The sequence below is a fragment of the Streptococcus constellatus subsp. constellatus genome (assembly GCF_023167545.1).
GTDB classification, from domain to species: Bacteria; Bacillota; Bacilli; order Lactobacillales; family Streptococcaceae; genus Streptococcus; species Streptococcus constellatus.
The window spans coordinates 1,509,385-1,522,099 of record NZ_AP014647.1 but is presented as its reverse complement, the minus strand read 5'-3'; the positions used below and the strand labels follow the sequence as shown (position 1 = coordinate 1,522,099).

The following is a 12,715-nucleotide window of genomic DNA, read 5'->3' as shown; positions in this document are numbered from 1 at the left end:
AATACAATCACATTTTTTAGTAAAAGATTTGTTTGAAAATTCTTTACTTTTTAGTAAGATATAGTATAATTAGAATATATCATAGTTTTCGGAGGTACCTATGAAAAAAAGTAAAATTATTGCAGTAGCAGGGGTAGCCCTACTAACTGCTGGTTTGTTAACAGCTTGCTCGGGTTCGAAATCAAACTCAGCTGAAACAAAATTTGGTTATGTGTATTCTGGTGATCCAGAAACTTTGGATTATGTAACATCAGGAAAAGCAACCACTAGCGATCTTGTGACAAATGGAGTTGACGGATTGTTAGAAAATGACAAATATGGAAATCTTGTACCATCAATGGCTAAGTCATGGACTGTATCAAAAGATGGTTTAACCTATACTTATAAACTTCGTAAGGGTGCCAAATGGTACACATCAGAAGGTGAAGAATATGCTGAAGTCAAGGCGCAAGATTTTGTAACTGGACTGAAACATGCTGCCGATAAAAAATCTGAGGCTCTTTATTTGGTTCAAAACTCAATTAAAGGTTTAGATGCTTACGTGAATGGTCAAACAAAAGACTTTTCAACGGTAGGTGTGAAAGCGGTTGATGACTATACTGTTCAGTATACATTGAACAAGCCAGAACCATATTGGAATTCTAAGACAACCTCTGCCATTATGTGGCCAATCAATGCAGAATTTTTGAAATCTAAAGGAAATAAATTTGGCCAATCAACAGACCCTAACTCAATCCTTTATAATGGACCATTCTTGATGAAAGCTATCACAGCAAAATCTGCGGTAGAATATGTTAAAAACAAACATTATTGGGATAAAGATAAAGTAAAAGTTGATAGCATTAAACTTGCTTACTATGATGGTCAAGACCAGGACTCATTGGCTCGTAATTTCAAAGATGGGGCATACTCATACGCACGCCTCTTCCCAACAAGTTCAAACTTTGCAACTTTTGAAAAACAATTCAAGGACAATATCTATACAGCAGAAGCAGGCTCTGGAACGGCTGCTTTAGCCCTTAATATTGACCGTCAATCTTACAACCATACGGCTAAGAAAACAGATGAAGAAAAAAATTCAACGAAAAAGGCATTGTTGAACAAAGACTTCCGTCAAGCTTTGAACTTTGCACTTGACCGCGAATCTTATGCAGCACAAGTAAATGGTAAAGATGGTGCTGCCACAGCAATCCGTAATATGTTTGTACCATCTAATTTTGTTCAAGTTGGTGAAAAATCATTTAGTGATGTTGTAGAAGAAAAATTAGCAAGCTATGGCGATGACTGGAAGGGTGTCAAGCTAGCTGATTCACAAAATGGCTTGTACAATCCAACAAAAGCAAAAGCAAAATTTGCAAAAGCAAAAGAAGCTTTGCAAGCTCAAGGTGTGAAATTCCCAATCCACTTAGACGTTCCTGTTGTAGAAACTTCTAAGAGCTACGTTGCTCGGATGCAGTCTTTAAAACAATCTGTTGAAAAAGTACTCGGCAAAGAAAATGTTGTCATGGACTTGAATATGATGTCAGAAGACGACTTTAATAACGTCACTTACTATGCTCCAAATGCAGCTGGAGAAGACTGGGATATTTCAGGTGCTGTTGGTTGGAGTCCTGATTATCAAGATCCATCTACTTATCTTGATATTTTGAAATCAACGGCTTCTGACAATACGAAGACTTGGTTTGGTTTTGACTCTGGTAGTGAAAATGCCGGTGCTAAAGCAGTAGGCTTGGACGAATATAATAAATTAGTCGATGAAGCAGGTGCAGAAACAACAAACATTGCAAAACGTTATGAAAAATATGCAGCAGCACAAGCTTGGTTAACAGACAGTTCGCTTGTCTTGCCAACAATGGCTTCAACAGGTGCCGGAACTTTTGTGTCACGCATTCAACCGTTCTCAGGTGCATTTGCGCAAACAGGTAGTAAAGGTAGCTCAACCTATTATAAATACATTAAAGTCGGTAAAGATGCTGTCACGAAGAAAGACTATGAAGCAGCTAAGAAGAAATGGCAAAAAGAAAAAGCCGAGTCTAATAAAAAAGCTCAAGATGAATTAGCTGATCATGTAAAATAATACAATGATAAAAGCAGGTAAAACTCACTAAAAGGTGAGGAAAACCTGCTTTTTTAATTTTTAAAGGTTAATAGATTAATATAAACCTTATTAAATCAGCTTTCAAAATATGTCATAAAATTTAGAAAATTCTATTTACTTTTTACTGTTTGTGTGCTAGAATGTATAAAAATAATGAATTTGGGAGGAATATTCATGAAGAAAAGTAAAATCATTGCTTTAGCGGCTGTTACCCTACTTACAGCAGGAGCCTTAACGGCTTGTTCTGGCTCTAAAACAAGTTCTAGCAACAAAACATTTTCATATGTTTATGAGCAAGATCCAGATAATTTGGATTATTTGACAACTGGGAAGGCCTCTACTTCAAATATTACAAGTAATGTCATTGATGGACTTTTAGAAAATGACCGTTACGGAAATTTAATCCCTTCTGTGGCAAAAGATTGGACGGTTTCCAAAGATGGCTTGACTTACACTTATAAACTTCGTAAAGGTGTCAAATGGTATACATCCGAAGGTGAAGAGTATGCCGAAGTCAAAGCGCAAGACTTTGTGGCTGGTTTGAAACACGCTGCAGATAAGAAATCCGATGCTATTTATTTGGTACAAGATTCAATCAAAGGCCTGGATGCTTACATGAAGGGTGAAAATAAAGATTTCTCTTCTGTCGGTATCAAAGCGGTTGATGATTATACGGTTCAATATACTCTGAATCGACCAGAAAGCTTTTGGAATTCAAAGACTACGATGGGGGTTTTAGCGCCAGTTAATGCAGAATTTTTGAAATCAAAAGGAAATAAATTTGCACAAGCAACAGACCCATCTAGTCTTCTTTATAATGGACCATACTTGCTAAAATCTATCACTGCAAAATCATCTGTTGAATTGGCTAAAAATCCAAACTATTGGGATAAGAAAAATGTACACATTGATAACATCAAATTGTCTTACTATGATGGTCAAGACCAAGATAAACTTGCTAAAGGATTTAGTGACGGTTCATTTACCAATGCAAAAGTATTTCCAACTAGTCCAAGTTATGCTTCTGTCAGCAAGAAATACAAAAACAACATCGTTTATACTCCACAAGATGCAACCACTTATCTAGTGGCTACAAACATCGATCGTCAATCTTACAATCATACATCAAAGACAACAGATGCTCAAAAGACATCTACTAAGAAAGCATTATTGAATAAAGATTTCCGTCAAGCAATTACATTTGCATTTGACCGCACAGCTTATGCGTCACAAGTAAATGGGAAAGATGGTGCGACGAAGATGCTTCGTAATCTCTTTGTACCACCAACTTTTGTTCAAACAGATGATAAGAACTTTGGAGAATTGGTCAAAGAAAAATTAGTCGGCTACGATGAAAGTTGGAAAAATGTCAACTTAAATGATGCGCAAGACGGTCTTTACAATCCAACGAAAGCCAAGGAAAAATTAGCCAAAGCGAAAGCAGCGCTTCAAGCAGACGGTGTTCAATTCCCAATCCACATTGACATGCCAGTTGACCAAACGGCAACGAATAAAGTTCAACGTGTACAATCATTGAAACAATCGATTGAAAAAAATCTTGGCAAAGAAAATGTTGTGATTGACATTCAACAAATGTCTAAAGACGATGTAAATAATATCACTTACTTTGCTGAATCTGCAGCTGCAGAAGATTGGGATCTTTCTGATAATGTTGGTTGGAGTCCAGACTTCCAAGATCCATCTACCTATCTTGATATCATCAAACCTTCAAGCGGTGAAAGCACAAAGACTTATCTAGGATTTGATGCAGGTACAAATAACGCTGCAGCAGCACAAGTCGGTATGAACGAATATGAAAAGCTGTTGAACGAGGCTGAAAAAGAAACCACTAATACGAATGCACGCTATGAAAAATATGCGGCAGCCCAAGCTTGGTTGACTGATAATGCATTAGTTATTCCAACAACAACGCTAACGGGTCGCCCAATTCTTTCTCGCACAGTGCCATTTACTAATCCATTTGCTTGGTCAGGAAACAAAGGGAATAGTGAAATCATTCTATATAAATATCTTGAACTCCAAGATGAGCCTGTTACACAAGATCAGTACAAGAAAGCTATGATTAAATGGAATAAAGAGCGATCAAAATCTAATAAAAAAGCTCAAGAAGAACTTGCAGATCATGTTAAATAATTGAAAAAAATTTAACAGAAAAACAAAAAGGGTTCATTTATGATAAAAATATTCTGACAATTGATTTTACAATTGACTAGAATTGTGGTATAATTTTAAACAATCAGTTTAAAATTGAAGGTATTCTAAAATCGAAAATAGGTATTTGTCGTAACGCGTGACATTTTTCTATCTCTTCCTTCGGTCTTGACTGACAGGTTAGGTTTAATAACTTAATCATAGTGATTGAAGTAGAATATCTGATGTGACTCATGCTAAATCAGTAAATACCAAAGAATTAGCAGATCATGTAAAATAAACTTCTCATCAGAACTTTCTCTAACAGGGGAGAAAGTTCTTTTGGGATTTTAAAGGAAACGGTAAATGAAGAAATATATTTTTATGCGTATCTTACGCTCTTTAGTATCTATTTTCATGGTAACAACATTGACTTACACCATTATCTATACTATGGTGCCAAGAAAGTTGATTTTCAAGCAGGATCCGAACTATAATAAAATAGCTACAACTCCTGATAAAAAGACTAATTATGAAAATACAATTTTTGAGCGTATGGGTTACATTGACTACTATGATACGAAGGAATTACAAGAAAAAGCTAGTAAAGAGAATCCTTCTGTAACAGTAGAACCTACTAATGCAAATAAAAAAATCTATGAAGCTTACATCAAAAAGTTGGGGCGTGGTTGGAAATTGCAGCAATTCAAAGAAAGTAAGCAATTTTATGCAACTCGAGAGGTTCCAGTTTATGAACGCGTTCTTGGTTTCTATGGCAATTTGATTCAAATTGACCATACAGGTGCTGTGAAAGATGCTTCTAATCCAAACTTGAAGCGTTATCTTCGTATTGAAAATGATCCTGCTATTGGTTGGTCTGTTGTTGGTTCTGGAACGAAACATAAGTATTTATTGTACTTTAATGGGCAATTTCCGTTTGTTCATCAGAATTTTGTGAGATTAAATCTAGGTATTTCTTATCCAACTTATGCGAATCTTCCTGTTTTACAAGTTATTTCGCAAGGGCAAGGACAAACGAAAACTTCTGAAGTTCAATTCCCGACAGGTAAGAAAACTTCGTCTGTCAACATTTATACAAGAACTTATAAATCTCCAAAACAAGCCGATGCGCGTGATGTTGCCAATTATGGAAAAGATGATCCATATACGGCAACAGAAAGTAACTACCAATATCCATCAATGATTGTAAGTTCTTCAATTGTTGGTTTGATTGGTCTGGCTTTATCTTACTTAATTGCTGTTCCGCTTGGATCTTACATGGCTCGCTTTAAGAATACATTGTTTGATAGTATTTCGACAGGAGCCTTGACATTCTTGATGTCATTGCCAACTATCGCTTTGGTTTATATCATTCGGTTGATTGGTTCGGCTCTTGGATTGCCGGATTCCTTCCCTATTTTGGGAGCGGGAGATTGGCGTTCCTATGTTCTTCCGGCAGTTATTCTTGGGCTTTTGAGTGCGCCTTGGACAGCTGTTTGGATTCGTCGTTATATGATTGACCTGCAATCACAAGACTTTGTTCGTTTTGCACGGGCAAAAGGTCTCTCTGAACAAGAAATTTCAAATAAACATATTTTTAAAAACGCCATGGTACCACTTGTATCCAGTATACCTGGTGCTATTATCGGAGTTATCACAGGTGCGACTTTGACCGAAACAATCTTTGCTTTCCCTGGAATGGGTAAAATGCTGATTGACTCTGTTAAAGCATCTAATAATTCTATGGTCGTTGGTCTTGTATTTATCTTTACATGTCTTTCTATTTTCGCTCTTCTATTGGGTGATATTCTGATGACCATGCTTGACCCACGTATTAAATTAACATCAAAAGGAGGTAAATAATGGCTACAATTGATAAAAGTAAGTTCACATTTGTAAAACGCGATGATTTTGCCTCTGAAATAATTGATGCGCCAGCTTATTCTTACTGGAAATCTGTTATGCGTCAATTCTTAAGGAAAAAATCAACAATTGCTATGTTGGGTATTCTTGTTGCAATTGTTTTGATGAGTTTCATCTATCCGATTTTTTCAAATTTCGATTTTAATGATGTAAGTAAAGTAAATGATTTTAGTGCTCGTTATATCAAACCGAATGCCCAATATTGGTTTGGTACAGATAGTAACGGAAAATCCCTCTTTGACGGAGTGTGGTTTGGAGCACGTAACTCTATTCTTATTTCAGTTATTGCAACCATGATTAACCTTGTGATTGGTATTGTTATTGGTGGTATCTGGGGAATTTCAAAGACTGTCGATCGTGTGATGATTGAGATTTATAATATCATTTCTAACATTCCACCGCTTTTGATTGTCATTGTCTTGACTTACTCAATCGGTGCAGGTTTCTGGAATTTGATTTTTGCTATGACCATCACTGGTTGGATTGGGATTGCTTACAATATTCGTATCCAAATTCTACGTTATCGTGATTTAGAGTATAACCTTGCCAGTCGCACTTTGGGAACACCGACTGTTAAAATCATTGTAAAAAATATTATGCCACAGTTGGTTTCTGTGATTGTGACAACTGCTTCACAATTACTTCCAAGTTTCATTTCATACGAAGCCTTTCTGTCTTTCTTTGGTTTGGGACTTCCTGTGACGGTGCCAAGTTTAGGGCGTTTGATTTCGGATTATTCACAAAATGTTACAACAAATGCATATCTTTTCTGGATTCCATTAACAACGTTGATTTTGGTTTCCCTTTCCCTATTCGTTGTCGGTCAGAACTTAGCGGATGCTAGTGATCCACGTACACATAGATAGGAGTAAATATGACACAAGAAAAAAATGTAATATTGACTGCCCGCGATATTGTCGTGGAATTTGACGTTCGTGATAAAGTCTTAACCGCCATTCGTGGTGTATCACTTGACCTCATCGAAGGTGAAGTTCTTGCTCTCGTAGGAGAGTCAGGTTCTGGTAAATCTGTTTTAACAAAGACTTTTACTGGAATGTTAGAGGATAATGGTCGAGTAGCGCAAGGATCGATTAACTATCGTGGACAAGATTTGACAAAATTGAAATCCAATAAAGATTGGGAACCTATTCGTGGTGTTAAAATTGCGACTATTTTCCAAGACCCAATGACAAGTTTAGACCCAATTAATACGATTGGTAGCCAGATTACAGAAGTTATTGTAAAACATCAAAAGAAAACGGCAAAAGAAGCGAAGGAAATGGCTATTGACTATATGAATAAAGTCGGTATTCCTGATGCTGAAAAGCGTTTTAGTGAGTATCCTTTCCAATATTCAGGAGGAATGCGTCAACGGATCGTTATTGCCATTGCGCTTGCTTGTCGTCCTGATATCTTAATCTGTGATGAACCTACAACAGCGCTTGATGTTACCATTCAAGCACAAATCATTGATTTGTTGAAATCATTGCAACAAGAGTATCAATTCACTACTATTTTTATCACCCACGACCTTGGAGTGGTAGCAAGTATTGCGGATAAAGTTGCCGTTATGTATGCTGGAGAAATCGTCGAGTATGGTACAGTAGAAGACGTCTTTTATGATCCACGTCATCCTTATACTTGGAGCTTGTTATCAAGCTTGCCACAGTTGGCAGATGATAAAGGAGAGCTTTACTCTATTCCTGGCACACCGCCGTCTCTTTATTCACACTTGCAAGGAGATGCTTTCGCTCTTCGTTCAGATTATGCGATGGAAATTGATTTTGAGGAAAAACCACCTCAAATCTATGTATCAGATACACATTGGGCAAAAACATGGTTGCTTCATGAAAATGCTCCAAAAGTGAATAAACCTGCTGTTATTGATGATTTACATGAAAAAATTAGCTCAAAAATGGGTTTTGCTCATTTAGACGCTTAGGAGGAAGGAAATGCCTGAAAAATTAGTAGAAGTTAAAGATTTGGAAATTTCCTTCGGTGAAGGAAGCAAGAAATTTGTTGCTGTAAAAAATGCTAATTTCTTTATCAATAAAGGAGAAACGTTTTCACTTGTAGGAGAATCCGGCTCTGGTAAGACAACAATCGGTCGTGCCATTATTGGTTTGAACGATACTAGCAAGGGAGATATCTTCTTTGATGGAAAGAGAATCAATGGTAAGAAATCAAAAGAGGAAGAATCAGAAGTGATTCGCAAGATTCAAATGATTTTCCAAGACCCTGCTGCTAGTTTGAATGAACGTGCGACAGTTGATTATATTATTTCAGAGGGTCTGTATAATTTCCATCTGTTTAAAGATGAAGAAGAACGTCAGAAAAAGGTGAAAGATATTATTCATGAGGTGGGGTTGTTGTCAGAGCATTTGACCCGCTATCCGCATGAATTTTCTGGTGGTCAGCGTCAACGGATTGGGATTGCTCGTGCGCTTGTTATGGAGCCAGATTTTGTGATTGCAGATGAGCCGATTTCAGCACTTGACGTTTCTGTGCGCGCACAAGTTTTGAATCTTCTTAAGAAATTCCAAAAAGATCTAGGCTTGACTTATCTTTTCATTGCCCATGATTTATCAGTTGTACGTTTTATCTCAGACCGTATTGCTGTTATTTATAAGGGTGTGATTGTAGAAGTGGCTGAAACAGAAGAACTCTTCAATAATCCAATCCATCCTTATACGCAGTCATTGCTATCTGCTGTCCCAATTCCAGACCCAATATTGGAGCGGAAGAAAGTATTGAAGGTTTATGATGCTGCTCAACATGATTATTCAGTAGATAAGCCAGAAATGGTTGAAATTCGTCCAGGACACTTTGTCTGGGCTAATAAAGCAGAAGTTGAAAAGTATAAAAAAGAATTGTAAATAGATCTTCAACTTTGTTGACAATTAAAGAGGTTAAATAAGAACTTAGTCTCTAGTTAAAATTAAGGAATGAACGACAATAAAAAAGCTTAAAACCAACGTTTTTGATAACATGGTTTTAAGCTTTTTTACTATTTTTGAGCTTTTATGCTATACTAATTTTAGTAGAAAAAAGGAGAAATGTTATGTATCAATTGATTGCATTTGACATGGATGGAACGCTTTTAACTAGTCAAAAGACGATTGCAAAAAGTAGTATTGCAGCTATTGACAGAGCGCATTCAGCTGGAAAACAAGTTGCACTTTCAACAGGGCGCTCTCTGTCAGAATTAGGTCTTTATGAAAAAGATTTGCAAGGGATTCGCTATGCCGTTCTTGCTAGTGGTGCATTGATTTATGATTTGGAAATGAAGCAAACTTTAGCGGAGCAAACATTACCTGCTGTTGTGGTGGATAAAGTGAAGGCGTTGGCAGAAGCTCACGATTTAATGGTGGTCGGTATGATCAATGGACAAGGCTATCTTCAGCGCTCTCATTTTGAGAACATTGCGAACTACTATATGGAAATTTATACTGAACTGTATGACGAAACAGCGGTATTAGTAGATAATATCTGTGATTTGTTAGCAAAGGAAAGAGAAAATTTTGGTAAGATCAACATTTATCACTTAACAGCTGATGAGCGAGATCAATCGTATGAGGTTTTGTTATTTGAGGATATTGCCATGATAAAATCAGAAGTAAGTGGTCTTGAACTAACAGCGCGGGGTGTTGAAAAAGGGCAAGGTTTAGCTCACCTGGCTCAATATTTGCAACTTCCTATGGAACAGATCATTGCTGTTGGTGATGCAGATAACGATGAAAGTATGATTCGTGAAGCAGGCTTGGGCATTGCTATGGGAAATGCTAATGAGAGTATTAAAGGATTGGCGGATGTTATCGTAGCTGATAATGATCATGATGGCTGCGCGCAGGCAATTGATAAGTTTCTCCTTGTAGAATAATTAATAGAAGTCCATAGGAAACGTATAAAGATTAAACCCACTTAAGTATGGAGAAATTAAGTGGGTTTTCATTATTTTACAGTGTTAAATGCTTTTTCCTGAAGAAAGGTGAACAGGTAAGAAGTAACCCGTTGTTGGAACTTTTTCTCCTTCAATTTTTCGCAGCAATAAATCGACCAGTAAGCAAGCTATATCTTTTAATGGTTGCTGAATAGTGGCGAGCTGTGGATAGTAATTTTCCACAAAATAAGTTCCGTCATAACCAATAACTTTTAGTTCCTCTGGGATGTTGACCCCCAGTTCTTGAGCGACTTTCATGATTAAAATGGCAGTTAAATCATCTGAAGCAAAAATAGCATCGGGCTTCTTATCTTTTAAGATATTTTTGATTTCCATTTCTTTGCGAATGGGGGAGAAGTCGCTAGATACATTGATAATAGGAGCGGTTGGTAGGACAGAGGCAAAGCCTGCATGGCGGAGACCTGTTGGTGAATTGGAATTATCATTTCCGGTAATCATAATGATCTTTTTAGCTCCAGATTTGACCAATGTTTCTGCGGCTAGGGTCCCACCAGCATAGTTGTCGGAAGATACAACAGGGATAGAAGGAGACAAGTTGCGGTCAAAAGAGATAATAGGGGCTGTTACGCGGTCATAATCCGAAATGCCCAAGTTATGGCTGCCAGAGATAATGCCATCGACTTGATTGGCTTCTAGCATCTCCAGATATTCTTTTTCTTTGTTCGAATTGTGTTCGCTGTTGCAGATAATTGTTTTGTAACCTCTATTAAATAACTCGTGTTCTAATTTATCAATGAGTTCAGCATAAAATATATGACTAATATTTGGAAAGATCAATCCAATTAATTTAGCGGATTTTCCTTGTAAGCTGCGAGCGAGATTATTAGGTTTGTAGCCTAATTCTCGCATAGCTTCAGTTACTTTTGTGATTGTTTTTTCTGAGAGGTAGCCTTTTTTGTTAATCACACGGGAAACGGTTGTGGGGCTGACCCCTGCCAGTTTTGCTACATCAGTTAGTTTTGCGACCATAATCTAATTCATAGTAAGTTCCGGTTGGATTTCCCTCAGTGATAAAAATGCCGTTTTGGTCATTATGTGGGAAAATGCGACCTGAAAATACTTTCTCTCCTTTGTTAATAAAAATTTCAAAAACTGACTTATCAATGAAAATTGAGGCAGTTGTAGTTTGGTTTTCAATCATACAGCGGCGAACTGTCCCAAATTCAAGAGCATATTGTTCGCCAACTTCACTACGGTCAATTGTTACTTGACCATTTTTGATATCGAAGTGAATACGGAGGCCTTTGTGTTTTTGATCTGCAAAGAGGACGATTTCAGTTTGTGAACCACTTGCAAATTCTAATTCCAGTTCATAGCTGTTTTTTGTTTTTGCTTGGTTGGTGAATACTTTATTCTCTTTCCGCAGGTTTTGGATTGCTTGAACAGGATATTGATAGAGTTTTCCTTTTTTTAGTGTTAATTCCTTGACAAGCGAGAAAATTCCTTGATGATCAAAACGATCAGATGGGTAAGCAATATCCGGCAAACCTAACCAGCTGACTGCTAAGACACGGCCATCTGGAGCATTGAAAGCTTGGGTTGCATAGCAATCAAATCCATAATCTAAATTTTGCAGAGGACTAGGATCGACAATTGCTGTCTTTGCTATGTCAAACGATTGACCTATCTTATACATGTTTGGGAAAATATTGTCGTAAGGAGCAACTTTTTTTGATAAACCTTGAGGGCAGTAGAGCAAAACAGGTGTTTCATCAATAAAGACAAGATTGGGGCATTCCATCATATAGGCTGTATTGTCATTTTCAAAGTCTAAATCGCCGACTTCTTCCCAGTTTGTATAGTCGTTTTCAACTGCTTTATAAAGCTTGATAAACCCTTTTTTGTCCAGATTTTGTCCGCCGATAATGCCATAGATCTGGCCTTTATAATTGAAAATCTGTGGATCGCGAAAGTGATCTGTAGCTTCTTTTGGCTGCTCAATCAAGACTTTATCAATCTTCTCGAGTTTCCCTTCTTTATCCAGCAATGCTCCGATTTGGTATGGGTGGCGTACCCAATTTTCATCGCGAACATTTCCGGTATAAAAAAGGAAAAGCTTGTCATTAAACTGCATAGCAGAGCCAGAGTAGGCGCCGTGGCTATCCAGTTTCGTATCTGGTAGAACTCGTAGACCAGTTTCTGTGAAATGGACTAAATCATCACTTTCGAGCTGTACCCAGCATTTTAGACCGTGGGTTGCTCCAAAAGGGAAGTTCTGATAGAACACAATCCATTTACCATTAAAATAAGAGAAGCCATTTGGGTCATTGAGTAATCCTGTCTGAGGTTCTACATGGTAACTAGTCCGCCAAGGAGATTTTTCAATATTTTCTTTTATTTGATTGATTTCATCTGTTGTCCAGTTTTCATAACGTTTGTAGCGTTGTTCGGTTGTCCAAGCCAATCTTTTATCCTCCAATATAGTTTTCTTACTTATATAGTAAACGTTTTCTTTAGAAAAATCAACTTTTTAGCAGAAAAAAATAAAATTTCTGCAAAACGCTTGACATATTTTTAAATCATGTTAAAATAATAGTCATAGGAGCGATTAAATCGCTTTCATAAAAGTTAATTATTTTCAA

General features: G+C 37.1%; 9 protein-coding genes. 7 read left to right on the top strand and 2 right to left on the bottom strand.

Translation table 11 applies throughout. The annotated features are described in order from the left end of the window. Positions 1–100 precede the first annotated feature (100 nt). From SCSC_RS07475 to SCSC_RS07445, 7 genes are all read left to right on the top strand, one after another. Complete coding sequence (locus SCSC_RS07475; RefSeq protein ID WP_006270291.1) at positions 101–2,077, top strand: peptide ABC transporter substrate-binding protein; 1,977 nt, start codon at positions 101–103, stop codon at positions 2,075–2,077. A 195-nt stretch (positions 2,078–2,272) separates the two neighbouring features. Then, positions 2,273–4,252 (top strand): peptide ABC transporter substrate-binding protein, encoded by a 1,980-nt coding sequence (locus SCSC_RS07470; RefSeq protein WP_006270242.1) that lies wholly within the window; start codon positions 2,273–2,275, stop codon positions 4,250–4,252. Between the two features lie 363 nt (positions 4,253–4,615). Beyond that, the gene (locus SCSC_RS07465; protein WP_006268182.1) at positions 4,616–6,112 is read left to right on the top strand and encodes an ABC transporter permease; all 1,497 of its coding nucleotides are present in this window, start codon (positions 4,616–4,618) and stop codon (positions 6,110–6,112) included. Next, complete coding sequence (gene oppC / locus SCSC_RS07460; protein ID WP_006270263.1) at positions 6,112–7,038, top strand: oligopeptide ABC transporter permease OppC; 927 nt, start codon at positions 6,112–6,114, stop codon at positions 7,036–7,038. Before SCSC_RS07465 ends, oppC begins: the two co-directional genes overlap by 1 nt. An 8-nt stretch (positions 7,039–7,046) precedes the next feature. Then, positions 7,047–8,114, top strand: a complete 1,068-nt coding sequence (locus SCSC_RS07455; protein ID WP_006268109.1) for an ABC transporter ATP-binding protein — start codon at positions 7,047–7,049, stop codon at positions 8,112–8,114. Positions 8,115–8,124: 10 nt separating this feature from the next. After that, entirely contained in the window at positions 8,125–9,048 is a 924-nt protein-coding gene (locus SCSC_RS07450; protein WP_003070566.1) for an ATP-binding cassette domain-containing protein, read from the top strand. A 185-nt stretch (positions 9,049–9,233) separates the two neighbouring features. After that, on the top strand, positions 9,234–10,052 hold the full coding sequence (locus tag SCSC_RS07445; RefSeq protein ID WP_006270209.1) for a Cof-type HAD-IIB family hydrolase: 819 nt from the start codon (positions 9,234–9,236) through the stop codon (positions 10,050–10,052). A gap of 84 nt (positions 10,053–10,136) precedes the next feature. Here the strand turns inward: SCSC_RS07445 and SCSC_RS07440 are convergent, their stop codons facing one another. Then, positions 10,137–11,102: a LacI family DNA-binding transcriptional regulator gene (locus tag SCSC_RS07440; RefSeq protein WP_006270237.1), complete on the bottom strand. Its 966-nt coding sequence runs from the start codon at positions 11,100–11,102 to the stop codon at positions 10,137–10,139. Continuing rightward, positions 11,083–12,537, bottom strand: a complete 1,455-nt coding sequence (locus tag SCSC_RS07435; RefSeq protein ID WP_006270225.1) for a sucrose-6-phosphate hydrolase — start codon at positions 12,535–12,537, stop codon at positions 11,083–11,085. Before SCSC_RS07435 ends, SCSC_RS07440 begins: the two co-directional genes overlap by 20 nt. Between the last annotated feature and the right edge of the window lie 178 nt (positions 12,538–12,715).